The 14,221-nt window shown below is 69.7% G+C and carries 16 protein-coding genes; 9 read left to right on the top strand and 7 right to left on the bottom strand.

The features are described 5' to 3' along the window. The 3 genes from QJS31_RS29200 to QJS31_RS29190 all read left to right on the top strand — a co-directional run bounded on the left by QJS31_RS29200 (nt 1) and on the right by QJS31_RS29190 (nt 2,791). The gene (locus QJS31_RS29200; protein ID WP_306358216.1) at nt 1–1,506 is read left to right on the top strand and encodes a tripartite tricarboxylate transporter permease; all 1,506 of its coding nucleotides are present in this window, start codon (nt 1–3) and stop codon (nt 1,504–1,506) included. A gap of 96 nt (nt 1,507–1,602) precedes the next feature. After that, a complete protein-coding gene (locus QJS31_RS29195) occupies nt 1,603–2,121 on the top strand; it encodes a TrmH family RNA methyltransferase (RefSeq protein ID WP_306358215.1) in 519 nt (172 codons plus the stop codon). A gap of 145 nt (nt 2,122–2,266) precedes the next feature. Continuing rightward, a complete protein-coding gene (locus tag QJS31_RS29190; RefSeq protein WP_282776617.1) occupies nt 2,267–2,791 on the top strand; it encodes a DUF5753 domain-containing protein in 525 nt (174 codons plus the stop codon). 7 nt (nt 2,792–2,798) lie between these two features. Here the strand turns inward: QJS31_RS29190 and QJS31_RS29185 are convergent, their stop codons facing one another. The 3 genes from QJS31_RS29185 to QJS31_RS29175 all read right to left on the bottom strand — a co-directional run bounded on the left by QJS31_RS29185 (nt 2,799) and on the right by QJS31_RS29175 (nt 4,852). Then, nucleotides 2,799–3,260, bottom strand: a complete 462-nt coding sequence (locus QJS31_RS29185; protein WP_282776619.1) for an SRPBCC family protein — start codon at nt 3,258–3,260, stop codon at nt 2,799–2,801. Continuing rightward, entirely contained in the window at nt 3,241–4,146 is a 906-nt protein-coding gene (locus tag QJS31_RS29180) for an RNA polymerase sigma-70 factor (protein ID WP_282776621.1), read from the bottom strand. The genes QJS31_RS29185 and QJS31_RS29180 overlap by 20 nt, the downstream gene beginning before the upstream one ends. A 115-nt stretch (nt 4,147–4,261) precedes the next feature. After that, nucleotides 4,262–4,852 (bottom strand): phosphoribosylanthranilate isomerase, encoded by a 591-nt coding sequence (locus QJS31_RS29175; RefSeq protein WP_306358214.1) that lies wholly within the window; start codon nt 4,850–4,852, stop codon nt 4,262–4,264. 69 nt (nt 4,853–4,921) lie between these two features. On the opposite strand from QJS31_RS29175, the gene QJS31_RS29170 reads away from it, so the two are divergent. Further along, nucleotides 4,922–5,641: a TIGR02206 family membrane protein gene (locus QJS31_RS29170; protein WP_282776673.1), complete on the top strand. Its 720-nt coding sequence runs from the start codon at nt 4,922–4,924 to the stop codon at nt 5,639–5,641. On the opposite strand, the gene QJS31_RS29165 is transcribed toward QJS31_RS29170, so the two are convergent. After that, nucleotides 5,622–6,185, bottom strand: a complete 564-nt coding sequence (locus tag QJS31_RS29165) for a type 1 glutamine amidotransferase domain-containing protein (RefSeq protein WP_282776625.1) — start codon at nt 6,183–6,185, stop codon at nt 5,622–5,624. The genes QJS31_RS29170 and QJS31_RS29165 overlap by 20 nt on opposite strands. 4 nt (nt 6,186–6,189) lie before the next feature. Between QJS31_RS29165 and QJS31_RS29160 the strand changes: the two genes are divergently transcribed. From QJS31_RS29160 to QJS31_RS29140, 5 genes are all read left to right on the top strand, one after another. Beyond that, complete coding sequence (locus QJS31_RS29160; RefSeq protein ID WP_306358213.1) at nt 6,190–7,572, top strand: hypothetical protein; 1,383 nt, start codon at nt 6,190–6,192, stop codon at nt 7,570–7,572. 145 nt (nt 7,573–7,717) lie between these two features. Next, a complete protein-coding gene (locus QJS31_RS29155) occupies nt 7,718–8,584 on the top strand; it encodes a metal ABC transporter substrate-binding protein (protein WP_143984292.1) in 867 nt (288 codons plus the stop codon). After that, the gene (locus tag QJS31_RS29150) at nt 8,581–9,345 is read left to right on the top strand and encodes a metal ABC transporter ATP-binding protein (RefSeq protein ID WP_282776629.1); all 765 of its coding nucleotides are present in this window, start codon (nt 8,581–8,583) and stop codon (nt 9,343–9,345) included. The genes QJS31_RS29155 and QJS31_RS29150 overlap by 4 nt, the downstream gene beginning before the upstream one ends. 2 nt (nt 9,346–9,347) lie before the next feature. Continuing rightward, nucleotides 9,348–10,232: a metal ABC transporter permease gene (locus QJS31_RS29145; protein ID WP_282776631.1), complete on the top strand. Its 885-nt coding sequence runs from the start codon at nt 9,348–9,350 to the stop codon at nt 10,230–10,232. A gap of 45 nt (nt 10,233–10,277) precedes the next feature. After that, entirely contained in the window at nt 10,278–10,787 is a 510-nt protein-coding gene (locus QJS31_RS29140; protein ID WP_306358212.1) for a nitroreductase family protein, read from the top strand. 7 nt (nt 10,788–10,794) lie between these two features. Here the strand turns inward: QJS31_RS29140 and QJS31_RS29135 are convergent, their stop codons facing one another. From QJS31_RS29135 to QJS31_RS29125, 3 genes are all read right to left on the bottom strand, one after another. After that, nucleotides 10,795–11,532: a DJ-1/PfpI family protein gene (locus tag QJS31_RS29135; RefSeq protein WP_282776635.1), complete on the bottom strand. Its 738-nt coding sequence runs from the start codon at nt 11,530–11,532 to the stop codon at nt 10,795–10,797. 15 nt (nt 11,533–11,547) lie between these two features. After that, nucleotides 11,548–12,504: a GlxA family transcriptional regulator gene (locus QJS31_RS29130; protein ID WP_306358211.1), complete on the bottom strand. Its 957-nt coding sequence runs from the start codon at nt 12,502–12,504 to the stop codon at nt 11,548–11,550. 77 nt (nt 12,505–12,581) lie between these two features. Then, nucleotides 12,582–14,204 (bottom strand): FAD-binding oxidoreductase, encoded by a 1,623-nt coding sequence (locus QJS31_RS29125; protein WP_306358210.1) that lies wholly within the window; start codon nt 14,202–14,204, stop codon nt 12,582–12,584. Nucleotides 14,205–14,221 lie beyond the last annotated feature (17 nt).

The raw sequence follows: 14,221 nt of genomic DNA, 5'->3' as shown, positions 1-14,221 counted from the left end.
GTGGATGTACTCGGGGATCTACTCGCGGGGTTCGGCACGGCGCTGACCCCCACCCATCTACTGCTCGCGGCCGTCGGGGTGCTGCTGGGCACCGCCATCGGCGTGCTGCCCGGCATCGGGCCCGCCATGGCGGTGGCGCTGCTGCTGCCGATCACCTACAGCATCGAGCCGACCGGCGCGTTCATCATGTTCGCCGGTATCTATTACGGCGGCATGTTCGGTGGGTCGACCACCTCCATCCTGCTGAACACGCCCGGCGAGACCGCCTCGGTGGTCACCGCCATCGAGGGGCATCCGATGGCCCGCGGCGGGCGCGGCGCGCAGGCGTTGGCGACGGCGGCGATCGGCAACTTCATCGGCGCGCTGTGCGGCACGCTGCTGCTGGTGCTGCTGGCTCCGGCGGTGGCGAAGGTGGCGGTGAATATCGGTGCGCCCGACTACTTCGCGGTCATGCTGCTGGCGTTCATCGCCGTCACCTCGGTGCTCGGCAGTTCGCGGGTACGCGGATTCGCTTCGCTGGGAATCGGTTTGGCGATCGGACTGATCGGGCTGGACCCGATGACCGGTCAGCAGCGGCTCACCTTCGGCTCCCTGCACCTGGCCGACGGCATCGACGTGATCGTGGTGGCGGTCGGACTCTTCGCGGTCGGCGAGGCGCTCTGGGTGGCCGCGCATCTGCGCCGACAACCGGCCACGGCCGTACCCGTCGGTCGAGTGCTGTTGAGCAAGAGCGACTTCCAGCGATCCTGGAAGCCGTGGCTGCGCGGTCCGCTCATCGGCTATCCGTTCGGCGCGGTACCGGCGGGCGGCGCGGAGATCCCGACCTTCCTGTCCTACGCGACCGAGCGGAAGCTGTCCAAGCATCCCGAGGAGTTCGGCAAGGGCGCGATCGAGGGTGTCGCCGGACCGGAGTCCACCGCCAGCGCGTCGGCGGCGGGCACGCTGACCACCATGCTCACCCTCGGCCTGCCGACCACGGCGACGGCGGCGGTCATGCTGGCGGCCTTCCAGCAGTACGGGATTCAGCCGGGGCCGCTGCTGTTCCAGCGGGAGTCGGAGTTGGTGTGGACGCTCATCGCCAGCCTGTTCATCGGCACCGTGCTGCTGCTGGCGCTGAATCTGCCGCTGGCGCCGCTGTGGGCGAAACTGCTGCTCATCCCGCGCCCGTACCTGTACGCGGGCATCCTGTTCTTCGCCAGCGTCGGCGCGTACGCGGTGAGCGGCGACACCACCGACCTGATCCTGCTGCTGCTGATCGGCATGCTCGGATTCCTGATGCGGCGCTACGGAATTCCGTTGCTGCCCGCCATTATCGGAGCCATTCTGGGGCCGAACGCCGAGCAGCAGATGCGCCGCGCGCTGCAGATCAGCGACGGTGCGCTGAGCGGCCTGGTCAACACCTGGTTCTCGGTCACCGTCTACGCCGTGATCGCCGCCATCCTGGCCTGGCCGCTGGTCGCCCGACTGCTGCGGGCGCGCCGCGACACCTCGGTTGGCGTATCGTAGAGACACCATTCGAACCCACGACGGCCGCCGATGCGCCGCGAGCATCGTTGCCATGAATCTCGTTCTGTCCCCGGGGAAGGCTCTTCCCGCCATCCGATGACGGCCGCCCGGCTGCGCACCCGCCGCGAACTGCGCACCCAACGCCGCCCCCGCGCACACGGCTGCTGGAACCACCTCATCGCCGCCCCGCTGTGGCCGAAGCACGGCGTGAACCTCGGCACCCTGCTGCGCACCTGCGACGCCACCGGCGCCTGCCTCGCCGTCCCCCGCCTCCCCTGGGTCCCCGAGGCCCTGGAACGCGGCAACACCCTGCGTCACCGCCAGTGCGTGCACTGGGTATCCGGCCGCGCCGACCGCTGGCTCGACCGCCAACGCACCGGCGGCGCAACCATTCTCGGCGTGGAACTCACCGACGAGTCCATCCGCCTCGCCGACCTCACCGCCGCCCGCCGCCGCACCGTCGTGGTTCTCGGCAACGAGGGCTACGGCATCCCACCGGAAGGTCTCGATCACCTGGACACGGCGGTTGAGATCCCCATGGTCGGCACGGGGGCGAGTCTCAATGTGGCGGTGGCGGGTTCGCTGGTGCTCTACAAACTCGCGGGGTTGTGCTGAGCCCGCATCGAGCCTGGTCGCCTGCGTCTTCAAGCGGGCCAGCGGCGGGCGGCCGAACTTCGGTTCGTAGACGATCATGTCCGCGAAGTCGTAGCCGAGTCGTACCGCGAGCCTGCGGATCTCATGCTGATCTCGGAGCCGTGCGGTGCCGGATACGTTGGTCCGGAGATATCCGATCGCCGTCGGTCTGCCGGTCAAGGGTGCGCTACTCAGGCGCCATATCGAGTTCTACCAAGTGCCCGATGATGTGGACGAAGGCGTCGCCAAGAGAATGGAGCGCCAACGGGTCCTCTACCAGCGCGACCATCGCTTCCACTTTCTCGTCAGCGAGCAGTCGCTGTACACGACGGTGGGCAGCGATGAGATCATGAGAGGCCAACTCGACCGGATGGCGTCGATCATCGGCATGCCTCGGATAACGCTCGGAGTGATCCCGGCAACCGCCGAAGCTCTCATCGTGTCAACGAGTTTCGTCATGTTCGACAACCGCATGGTCATGGTCGAAGGAACAGCCGCTGAGTTGACCATCACGCAGCCGAGAGAAGTCTCGATCTACGGCCGCGCATTCGACATGCTGGCGAGCCAGTCGGTGACGGGCGAGCCCGCACGCGCAATTATCCGGAAGGCCCTCGGTATTCGGTCTCGCGCCGACAACCACCCCGACGACTGAACTCGGACTATGAACTGTGGTCCTGACCCGTCCGCAGCTCGGCGTTCGCCTCGTCAAGTACCCGTTTGAACACGTAGGTGAGGATCGGGCGGGCGATCAGTCGGGTCAGCAGTGCCCCGAGTAACGGGAAGCGGAGTTCGACCTGCGTCGACCAAACCACGCGGGTGCCGCCCGGGACCGCGGTGAAGGTGACGCTGCCGCCCTCGTGACGGGCGGGCGGAATCGCGCGGTAGACATGGAATTCGAACGAGTGCGGCGGGTCGTAGGCGGTGATGCGCTCCCAGAACCAGCCGACCGCCCAGCCCAGCACTCGCACCGCGCCGACCCCGTACGGTGCGTCCGCGCCGGGCCGGGCGAGATGCTCGTGCAGCACGAAGCCGACGCGAGTGTAGTTGTGCGCATTGCTCATCCAGTCGAAGACCGCGTGTGGCGGTGCTGCGACGATGCGTTCAACCGTGATCGTTTCCATGAGTTTCCCTCCCGAGAGTGAGTGGTTGCAAGGTCCTGGCCGCGCGCAGTTTCTCCGGATTGCGGACCGCGTAGAGCCTGGTGACGCGGCGGTCGGCGATTTCGAACATGAGGATCGAATCGAGGACGCCCTCCGAGTGGAACAGCACGGCGGGCAGCGCGTTGTAGGTGCCGAATTCGGCTGTCATAGCGGCCATCTGCCTGCGGGCCAGGCCGGAGCAGAAGGCAGCGACACGCTCCGCGCCCGCGATCGGACGCCCCGCGGCGCGCACACGGCCGCCGCCGTCGGAGATCTGGACGACATCCGGTGCCATGAGGTCCAGCAGCGCCGCGATATCGCCGGTCTCGGCGGCACGCAGAAACTGCCCGACTACCTTCGGGGCGGTGTCGTCGAGTTGGAAGCGCTGGCGGCGGGCCTGCACGTGCCGCCGGGCCCGATGGAGGATTTGGCGGACCGTGACATCGGATTTTCCGACCATGTAGGCGATTTCGACCTGGCTGTACCCGAAGACCTCGGCGAGCACGAAGACGGCGCGTTCGGTCGGGCCGAGCGTCTCCAGGATCAGCAGCATGGCCATCGACACCGATTCCGCGAGCACGGTGTCGGCGCTGGCATCCGGGCCGGTGCGGATGGGCTCGGGTAGCCAGCTGCCGATGTAGTCCTCCCGTCGCCGCCGCACCGTACGCAGATGATTGAGCGACTGCCGGGTCACCGTCTGCACCAGGTACCGGCGCGGATGCGCCACCGTGGCGGCGTCGACATCCCGCCAGCGCAGATAGCTGTCCTGCACTACGTCCTCGGCGTCGGCGGCGCTGCCGAGTATCTCGTAGGCGATGGTGAACAGCAGTGGCCGCAGTTCGGCGAATTCCTCGTCCCCGGTCGTCACGATCGCACCCTCCCTTCGTTCGCCAGTCGAACACAGGGACACCGCTCGGCGCGACAGCGTGACGTACCGGCGCTGTGCCCTCGGTCACAAGGAGGGGATGAGAGGGGAGCCGTGATCAGGAGCGGGCCGCGGCGACGAACTCGCGCATGCGGCCGTGGTCCTTCACGCCCCGGCTGGACTCCACGCCGCTGGACACGTCCACTCCCCACGGGCGGGCGACGGCGGCGGCCTCGGCCACATTGTCGGGGGACAGGCCGCCCGCGAGCAGCCACCGGCCGGTCGGCCGGTCGGCGGTCAGGGCGGTGAGGTCCCAGCGTTCGCCGGAACCGGCGACGGGGGAATCGAGCAGCAGCCATTCCTCGCCGTACGCACCGGTGCGCACGTCGGTGTCGGCGGTGAGCGAGGTGGCGCGCAGCAGGCGCAGGTCGGACAGTTCGTCGAAGGCCGCGCGTGGGTACCCGCCATGCAGTTGCAGCGCGTCCACCCCGGCCGCCCGCGCCAGCGCACCCGCCTCCGCCGCGGGGATGCCGTGGACGACGCCGACCGACAGCACCGTCGGCGGCACCTCGCGCAGCAGTCGCCGCACCACCTCGACCGAGACCTGCCGGGGGCTGGCGGTGAAGACGAACCCCACGGCGTCGGCACCGGCGGCGACGGCGGTCGTCACATCGGCCTCGGTACGCAGGCCGCACAGCTTCACGAACATGGGAAAACCCTAGGCGACGCGATGCGGGCGCCGACGCGGCCCGTCCTCCGTAGAGTGTCGACTGTGGACCTGCTGGCGGCGCGGTCGGAGTTCTCGGCCTACGGACTGTCGCACTGGATCGTGCTGGCCGTCTTCGCGGTCGGCGCGGTCGCGGTCGTGCGGATCGGGCGCGCGCACCGAAACGACCGTGCGGCAAAACTTTTCACCCGGACTTTCGGCGCGGCCACACTGCTGTCGTACGGGGTGATCTATGTCGTCGCCCTGATCCCGTTCACCGTCGACCGCTCGATACCGCTGCGGCTGACCGACCTCGCCACCCTCGTCGCCGGGTACGCCCTGTGGTCGCACGCCCGGTGGGCCTACGCGCTGACCTACTACTGGTGTCTCACGCTGAGCACCCAGGCGCTCATCTCCCCGGCGCTGGAGAGCCGCGACTTCCCGTCCGCCGAATTCATCGCCTTCTGGGTCATCCACCTGGCCGTGGTCTGGGCGGCCATCTACCTGACCTGGGGAATCGGCATGCGCCCCGACTGGGGCAGCTACCGTTTCGCGGTGGCCGCCACCCTGATCTGGGTCGCGGTCACCTACGTCGTCAATACGCTCACCGGCGCCAACTACGGCTTCGTCAACGCCAAACCCAGCACCCCGTCACTGCTCGACGTGCTCGGCCCGTGGCCCTGGTACCTGGCCACCGTCGCGGCCATCCTGCTCACGGTGTGGGCCCTGATGACCTGGCCCTGGACCGTGCGGCGGCCGGAGCGGAGCGAGGTCAGCCACCCAGGTCGGTGAGGATGGCCCCGGTGAAATCGTCCAGGTCGCCGGGGTTGCGGGAGGTGATCAGGGTCCAGCCGTTCGCGGAGCGGACCATCGGCTCATCGGTCCACTCGCCGCCCGCATTCCGGATATCGGTGCGCAGGGACGGGTACGAGGTCAGCGACCGCCCGCGAATCAGATCCGCCTCCACCAGCAGCCACGGCCCGTGGCAGATGGCGGCGATCGTCTTGCCCGCCGCGGCGAACGACCGCACCACCTCGACCGCGGGCTCGGTGAGCCGCAGCTTGTCGGCGTTCACGGTACCGCCCGGAATCACCAGGGCCGCATAGTCTTCCACGGCGACCGAATCCAGGCTCGCATCCGGATCGACGGCGATCGCCTGTTCGGTGTCGTGCAGGACGGTCCGCACCGCCTCCTTCTCCGGGGCGGCGTGCACCACCTGCGCACCGCTGTCGCGCAGCCTGCGCACGGGGACGAGCAGCTCGTCGCGTTCGACACCGCGATCCGCCGCCACACCGCAGGTCGCTCGGTCATTGCCGAACCGGCTGGATTGGGTCATTGTTGTGGGTGTGCGGCGCCTGCGCGCGGGACTCGAAGCCGGAACGGTGTGCCTGACGGCCGCCCTCGCCGGGCTTACCGTCATGGTGCCGATCGACCCCCTCGAAGACGCGACTCCGCAGTCGGTGGCCTCGATTGACCTGGCCGTGTTCCAGGTGCCGCGGGCCACCATGGCGGCGGCCTTCGTGACCATTCTCGCGGCGGTGTTCGCCTTGATGATGCGCAGTGCCGTCGCGTGGGCCACCATCACACTGACCGGTATCGCCCTGCTGATCGATCAATTGCTGTGGAGTAGCTCGATCGCGGCGGAGGCAACGCTCACCTATATCGACTCGGCCCTGGCCGGGGTGCTGATGGGCGTGGTCGGCACGCTGGCCTGGCCCCGGAGAGCGACCGCGAGCGGATTCCTGTTCGGCGCCATGGCGGGCATTCTGCTGGGCGATTTCACGCCCGCGCCCGCCCCCGGTGAATCGCCCTCGCCGGTGGACCGGCTGCTGCTGGACGCGCCCTCGGTGGGGCTGTCGACGGTGCTGGTCGTGGCGGCCGGGGTCTGCGCTTTCGAACACCGGCGGCAACCGATGACGGTGCGTCGACTGGTCGATGTGGTGCCGCTGCGGTCGATTCTGGCGGCTGGCATCATCTTTCCCACCATCCTGCTGACCTCGGAGTGGTTCGCGCGCGACGGCCGGGACCTGTCCGTGCTGACCGTCGGCGTGCTGGTCATCGTGGTGGCGGCCACCGTCGCCGCGCTGTTCCTGCCCGGCCGCGACGGTCTGCTGTTGCTGCTCATGGTCGCGTTCGCCGCGGCCGGGAGCACGCCGGTCACGGTGCCGCGTCCCGACTGGGTGGTTCCGCTGTTCGTCGCCGCCATCGGACTGGGTCTGTACGTCGGATACCGCCGCGGGCTGCCGCTGGTGGCGGCGGCGCTCACGGCGGTGCTGGCCGTGGCCTCGGTGCTGGCGGTCGCCGCCGGGGTGCACGGCGAGGTGCCCGCCGTCGTGGGTGGTCTCGCGGTGGCGTTCGTGGGCGGCTACTGCCTCGGCGCGGCGACGCCGCTGTTTCCCACGGTGCCGCCGCTGTGCATCGCCGTGCTGTTCGTGCCGTCGGCGGCGGTCGCGTTGTGGGGCAGGGATTTCGAACGGGTCGCCTATTCGCCGGGCTGGTATCGGCCGACCGAGCCGGTGCGCGCGCTCGCGCCCGGACTGGTCGCGCTGGCGATCACCGCGGGCTGCACGGTCGGCATGCTGCTGGTGTATCGCCTACGGCCGAACACCAAGGAGGCGATCCGTCGCCGCTGGGCCCGGATCCGGGAGACGGCCGTCGCGACCTCCGCACTGCCCGGTGCGGTGGTGGTTCGGCCGAGCCGTCCGGAGCCGCCACCAGCATGACCTACCGGTCGTTACTGTTTCTTGGGAACTCTGGACTTGAAATTTAGGTAAGCCGAACTTTACGATTCGACAGGTGAAGGTTTGGCTCCACCCGCTGCATCGTTCGATTTTCCGCGCGTTCGCCCTGACGCTGCTCGCCGCCGCCATGGTGGCCGTGAGCGCCTGCGGCAGCCCCGCCGGCCGGGACGGGAAGCCGGTGGTGCTGACCACGTTCACCGTGCTCGCCGATATCGCCCGCAATGTGGCCGGAGAGCATCTCACCGTCGAGTCGATCACCAAGGTGGGCGCGGAGATTCACGGCTACGAGCCGACTCCGGGCGATATCCGCACCGCGTCGACCGCCGACCTCATCCTCGACAACGGATTGAATCTGGAAGCGTGGTTCGCGCAGTTCGTCGCGGATCTCGATGTCGAACACGTGGTGGTCACCGAGGGAGTCACGCCCATTCCGATCGGCGAGGACGCCTACGCGGGCAAGCCGAACCCGCACGCGTGGATGTCGCCGCTGAACGTGAAGATCTACGTGGACAACATGATTCGCGCGTTCTCCGAACTCGATCCGGAGCACGCGGCCGACTTCCGGGCCAATGGCGCGGCCTATCAGGCGCAGTTGCAGCAGGTGCACGACGAACTGACCGGCACCCTCGCGGCGCTGCCCACCAACGAGCGCGCCCTGGTGACCTGTGAAGGCGCGTTCTCCTACCTCGCCCGCGACGCCGGACTCACCGAGAAGTACATCTGGCCGGTCAACGCCGAACAGCAGGCGACGCCGCAGCAGATCACCTCGGCCATCGAATTCGTGCGCGCCAACCGGGTTCCGGCGGTGTTCTGCGAGTCGACCGTCTCCGACGCGCCCATGCAGCGTGTCGTCGAGGCCAGCGGTGCGCGTTTCGGCGGCACGCTGTACGTGGATTCGCTGTCCGAGGCCGACGGCCCGGTCCCGACCTACCTGGACCTCATCCGGCACGACGTCCGGACGATCACCACCGCGCTGAGGGGAGCCCAATCATGACTCGCGCGATCGAGACACCGGCCATCGAAATATCCGATGTCGCAGTCCATTACGGTGAGGTGCTGGCGTTGGACGGGGTCGATCTCAGCCTGCGTCCCGGCCGGGTGTGCGGGCTGATCGGGATGAACGGCTCCGGCAAGTCGACACTGTTCAAGGCCATCATGGGCCTGGTGCAGCCGGACCGGGGCACGGTGCGCGTGAACGGCGGCGCGCCCGTGAGCGCGCGCCGCTCCGGCGCCCTCGGCTATGTGCCGCAGAGCGAGGACGTGGACTGGAACTTTCCGCTCTCGGTGCGCGATGTGGTGATGACCGGGCGATACGGCCGGATGGGGTTCACCCGTCGGCCGCGCCGCGCCGACCGCGAGGCGGTCGCGCACGCGCTGGAGCGGGTGGAACTCACCGAGCTGGCCGACCGGCAGATCGGTCAGCTGTCCGGCGGACAGCGCAAGCGTGCCTTCGTGGCGCGCGGAATCGCCCAGGGCGCGACGATTCTGCTGCTGGACGAACCGTTCGCGGGCGTCGACAAGCGGTCCGAGGCCACCATTTCGGCGCTGCTGCGCGAACTGGCCGACGAGGGCGCGACCGTGCTGGTGTCCACCCATGACCTGCACGCGCTGCCCGCGCTGGCGGACGAAGCGGTGCTGCTCATGCGCCGGGTGCTCGCACACGGCGATCCGAGCGAGGTGCTGCGGCCCGAAAAGCTGGCGCTGGCATTCGGTGTGGATGCCACCGACAGCGGTGCACTGGCGCAGGCGAGTTGACCATGACACTCACCGAACTGTTCGCCGATCCGCTGCGCTACGAATTCATGGTGCGCGCCCTGGCCACCACCGTGATCACCGCCGTGGTGTGCGCGACGCTGTCCTGCTGGCTGGTGCTGATCGGCTGGTCGCTCATGGGCGACGCCGTCTCGCACGCGGTGCTGCCGGGCGTGGTGCTGGCCTATATCGTCGGCGCGCCGTTCGCGGTGGGCGCGGTGATCTTCGGTTTCCTCGCGGTCGCCCTGATCGGCGTGGTGCGCGATACCAGCCGGGTGAAGGAGGACGCCGCCATCGGCATCGTCTTCACCACGCTGTTCGCCCTCGGCCTGGTGCTGGTGTCGGTGACCCCCAGCAATACCGACCTCAACCACATCATCTTCGGCAACCTGCTCGGTGTCGGCCGCTCGGAACTGATCCAGATCGCGATCCTCGCCGCCATCGTCATGGCCGCCCTGGTCCTCAAACGCCGCGACTTCACCCTCTACGCCTTCGACCCCACCCACGCCCACGCCCTCGGCCTGCGCCCCCGCCTGCTCGGCGCCGCCCTGCTGGGACTGCTCGCCCTGACGGCGGTCCTCGCCCTGCAAGCGGTCGGCGTCATCCTGGTGGTGGCCATGCTCATCATCCCGGGCGCGACCGCGCATCTGCTCACCGACCGCTTCGGCCACATGCTCCTCATCGCGCCCACCGTCTCGGTGGTGTGCTCGGTCGCCGGTCTCTACATCAGCTACCACGTCGACACCGCGCCCGGCGGCATGGTCGTCGTGGTCCAGGGCATCGCCTTCACCCTGGCCTACCTCTTCGCGCCCACCCGCGGCGTGATCACCCGGACCGTCACGGCCCGCCGCCGCGGCCGAACCCGGGAGGCCACCGAGGTGCCGGTGTGACACCGTGCTCCGAAGCGGTGACCGCCGGTCGCTAGCATCACCGCGATGCGCGAATCCCTGGAACCCCTGCGAGCCCTGCGAGCCGTCCGGCACTACCGGCCCGACCCCGTTCCCCGGGAGTCGGTCGAGCGGATCGTCGAGGCGGCGCGGTGGACGGGGTCGGCGCGGAATCGGCAGCCGTGGCGGTTCGTCGCGGTGACGGATGCGGCGCTGCGGGTGGAGTTGAGTCGGTGCGGGGCCTATGCCGTGCATCTGGCGGCGGCTCCGGTGGTGTTGGTACTGGCGTCGGTGGCGAACGAGTTCTCGGACACGCTGTTCGACATGGGGCGGGTGACGCAGTCGGTCTGTCTGGCCGCGCGGGAGCTGGGGTTGGGGTCGTGTCCGACGACTTTCCATCCGGCGGAGAATGTTTCGCGGGTGGCGGCGCTGCTGGGGCTGCCCGCGGAGTGGCTGCCCCGGCATGCGGTGGCCATGGGGTATCCGGCGGCGATGCCGTCGCCGTCGGCCGTTCCGACCGGTCGCCTGCGCACGGCCGAACTGCTGCGCTGGATGTGAACGCGCGCTACACCTTCGCGCGCTTGGCCGCGCGGTCGCGGATCCGGTTGAGGGTGAGCCGCCACATGGCCGTGGCGACGTCGAACGGGACGCGCGGGGTGACAGCGCGGGTGGACATCTCGAGGCGGGTCCGGCGGAGCAGGGCCGCGGGTGCCTTGTCGGGGTGGCCGGTGTCGAAGGGCGGCTGCGGGTCGTATTCGATGACCAGCTGCGCCATTTCGGCGCGTTCGGTCCCGGCGATCTCGCCCACCAGCCAGAGGCCGAGGTCGATTCCGGCCGAGACCCCGGCGGCGGTGACGATCTTGCCGCTGCGCACCATGCGGTCGTGCGGGCGGGATTCGGCCCCGAAGGCGGCCAGCGCCGGCTGCGCCGACCAGTGCGTGGTGGCGGGATGCCCGCGCAGGATGTCGGCCGCCGCCAGCACCAGCGCACCGCTGCACACCGAGGTGGTCCACCGCGTGTTCGGGTGCACCGCGCGCAGCCATGCGATGAGCTCACCGTTGGCCATGGCCTCGGTGGTCGCCGCCTCCGAGCCCGGAACCAGCACCAGATCGGGTGCGGGTGTCTCGGCGAAGGTGTGGGTGGCCCCCAGGACGAGCACCCCGCTGTCGGAGACGATGGGGCCGACTTCATTGGAGACGAAACGCAATTCGCTGTCGGGCAGGTAGCGCAACACCTCGTAGGGGCCGATGGCGTCCAGCACGGTCATGCCCGGATACAGCACGATGGCGGTCTGAAATGTCATGGGGGCGTTCTCTTTTCAGTTGTGGGCGAAGCGGGCGCGGTATTCGCCGGGCGGTATGCCCAAGTGCCGGTGGAAGATCCGGTAGAGGGTTTCGGGGCTGCCCAGGCCGACGGCGGCGGCGACCCGGGACAGCGGTTGATCGGTGGTCTCCAGCAGTCGCCGGGCCGCGCCGATGCGGACCCGCTCGACGTAGCGGGCGGGGGTGGTGCCGATCTCGTCGGCGAAGACGCGGGAGAAGTGGCGGGTGCTCATGCCCGCCCGCTGTGCCAGGGTGGCCAGGGACAGATCGGCGGTGAGGTTCTCCTCCACCCAGACCTGCAGCTCGCGCAGCGACCTGCGCCGGCAGGGTCCGGCGGCGATCGGCGCGCTGAATTGGCTCTGCCCGCCGGGGCGGTGCAGGTAGACCACCAGCCAGCGGGCCACCTCGCGGGAGAGTTCGGGACCGTGGTCCGCGCCGACGATGGCCAGGGCCAGATCGATGCCCGCGGTGACGCCCGCCGACGTCCACACCGGCCCGTCCCGGACGTAGATGCGGTCGGGTTCGGTGCACACGGCCGGGAACTCGCGGGCCAGCATCTCCCCGCCCGCCCAGTGCGTGGTGGCCTTGCGGCCGTCGAGCAGGCCGCTGCGAGCCAGCAGGAACGCGCCGGAGCACACCGAGCCGACGCGCTCGGCGGAGTTCGCGACGCGTCGAATGCCCGCGATCAGTTCGGCGTCGCGGCTGGCGTTCCAGGCGCTGAGTCCGCCGACCACGAGCACCGTGTCCACCGGTTCGGACCAGGTGTCGAGCGCATGTGCGGCCGTGACCTCGACACCGCTGGCCGAACGCACCGGCCCGGATCGCACCGCGGCGATCTCGACCCGGTACCCCGGACGCGCGCCCATGAGCGCCGCCGAGGAGAACACGTCGGCGGGTCCGGCCAGGTCCAGAAGCTGGAATCCGTCGAAGACAACGAACAGCACCACCCGCATATGCCCAGCCTCGCGTGCGTCGGCCGTGGCGTCAACGACACGACTATGGCAGATCCAGCCATGCGCGGCGGTGAGGGCTACGGGTGGCCCACCGTCGCGGGTGGATCGAGGAGAACGCCGGGGTTGAGAATGCCCGCCGGATCGAGTGCCGCCTTCGTCGCCCGCAGGGCGAGTGCGAACGGTTCGGGTCGCTGCCGGTCGTACCAGGGGCGGTGATCGCGACCGACGGCGTGATGGTGGGTGATGGTCGCGCCCGCACCGGCGAGTGCCTCCGAGACCGCCGCCTTGATGTCGTCCCACTGCGCCACGGTGCTGCCCCACCGGCCCGCCGCGTAGACGCCGAAGTAGGGCGCGGGGCCGTCCGGGTAGACGTGGGTGAAGCGGCAGCTGACCAGGCCGGTGGTGCCGGTCGCCGCGAAGGCGGCGGTGGCGGCGGCCAGCACGGCGGCGCGCAGTTCCTCGAAACGATCCCAGGTGCAGGCGGTTTCGAAGGTCTCCACGATCATGGACTGCGCGGCCAGGGCATCGCGCTGATAGGGCATGCGCAGGAAGGACGAGCGCCATACGTCCGAGGCGCCGGAACTCACCTTCGCCTCGGCGGTGTCGGAGACGCGCACCCCGTCCGGCACCCGCCCGCCGTAATCGGCGCAGATCTCGACGGCCCGCGCCATCGGCGCGTCGACCGGATGGTCGGCGGATTCGAAGCCGAGCACGAGCACCCCGCCCGCGGTGCCGGTTCCGGCATTGAGGAAGGCTTCCACCGGGTCGAGGAGGCGGCAGTTGGCCGGGAACAGGCCCGCCTGCGCGATGACCCGGGTGGCGGTCACGGCGCGCGCGTAGTCGTCGAAGTGCACCGAGGCTCCGGCCCGCCAGCGTGGCCGGTCCTGCAGCCGCATCCACGCCTCGGTGATGACGCCGAGGGTGCCCTCCGAGCCGAGGAACATCCGGTCGGGTGACGGTCCGGCGCCGGAACCGGGCAGGCGGCGCGATTCGCTGATCCCGGCCGGTGTGACGACGCGCAGCGATTCCACCATGTCGTCGATGTGGGTGTACACGGTCGAGTAGTGCCCGCCCGCGCGCGTGGCGAGCCAGCCGCCCAGGGTGGAGAATTCGAAGGACTGCGGGAAGTGGCGCAGCGTCAGCCGGTGGTCGCGCAGACCGGCTTCCAGTGCGGGACCCAGGATTCCGGCCTGAATGCGGGCGGCCCGGCTGGTGCGGTCGATCTCGACGATCCGGTCCAGGCGGCCGAGGTCCAGTGCGACGACACCGGAATAGTCGGCGGCACAGCGTGGTTCGACGCCGCCGACCACGGAGGTGCCGCCGCCGTACGGGATCACCGCGATATCCGCGCCGCCGCACCAGTCGAGAACGGCGGCGACGTCGGATTCACCGCGCGGCCGCAGCACCAGGTCGGGTACATGGTCGATGCGGCCCAGCAGATTTCGCACCACGTCGTGGAACGCCTGACCGTGCCCGTGTGCCACCCGATCCTCGCGATCATCGGAGGCCAAGGGCGCCAGGGATTCCGGGGCGTGTATCCGAGGGGCGGGGATATCGAGCTCGGCGAGTTCGGGCGGTTCGTGCACGCTGAGGTCGGCCCCGGGCAGCAGCGCCGCCACCCGCGTGGTCAGCGCCTCGCGTTCCGCACCGGTCACCGCGTCGGCGCGGGTGCCCCACCCCCACCAGGATCGATCCGCCATGTCCCGCCTTTCGATCG

The organism is Nocardia sp. CC213A (assembly GCF_030766805.1).
Lineage (GTDB): Bacteria > Actinomycetota > Actinomycetes > Mycobacteriales > Mycobacteriaceae > Nocardia > Nocardia otitidiscaviarum.
The sequence above is the reverse complement of the archived record's forward strand: the minus strand, read 5'-3'. Positions and strand labels throughout refer to the sequence as shown.

What these genes read in the sequence shown, in the direction of transcription:
- QJS31_RS29165 (WP_282776625.1), bottom strand. Translation starts at nt 6,185, where the DNA reads ATGACCCAATCCAGCCGGTTCGGCAATGACCGAGCGACCTGCGGTGTG.
- QJS31_RS29175 (WP_306358214.1), bottom strand. Translation starts at nt 4,852, where the DNA reads ATGTTCGTGAAGCTGTGCGGCCTGCGTACCGAGGCCGATGTGACGACC.
- QJS31_RS29155 (WP_143984292.1), top strand. Translation starts at nt 7,718, where the DNA reads ATGGTGGCCGTGAGCGCCTGCGGCAGCCCCGCCGGCCGGGACGGGAAG.
- QJS31_RS29140 (WP_306358212.1), top strand. Translation starts at nt 10,278, where the DNA reads ATGCGCGAATCCCTGGAACCCCTGCGAGCCCTGCGAGCCGTCCGGCAC.
- QJS31_RS29195 (WP_306358215.1), top strand. Translation starts at nt 1,603, where the DNA reads ATGACGGCCGCCCGGCTGCGCACCCGCCGCGAACTGCGCACCCAACGC.
- QJS31_RS29150 (WP_282776629.1), top strand. Translation starts at nt 8,581, where the DNA reads ATGACTCGCGCGATCGAGACACCGGCCATCGAAATATCCGATGTCGCA.
- QJS31_RS29130 (WP_306358211.1), bottom strand. Translation starts at nt 12,504, where the DNA reads ATGCGGGTGGTGCTGTTCGTTGTCTTCGACGGATTCCAGCTTCTGGAC.
- QJS31_RS29145 (WP_282776631.1), top strand. Translation starts at nt 9,348, where the DNA reads ATGACACTCACCGAACTGTTCGCCGATCCGCTGCGCTACGAATTCATG.
- QJS31_RS29185 (WP_282776619.1), bottom strand. Translation starts at nt 3,260, where the DNA reads ATGGAAACGATCACGGTTGAACGCATCGTCGCAGCACCGCCACACGCG.
- QJS31_RS29135 (WP_282776635.1), bottom strand. Translation starts at nt 11,532, where the DNA reads ATGACATTTCAGACCGCCATCGTGCTGTATCCGGGCATGACCGTGCTG.
- QJS31_RS29125 (WP_306358210.1), bottom strand. Translation starts at nt 14,204, where the DNA reads ATGGCGGATCGATCCTGGTGGGGGTGGGGCACCCGCGCCGACGCGGTG.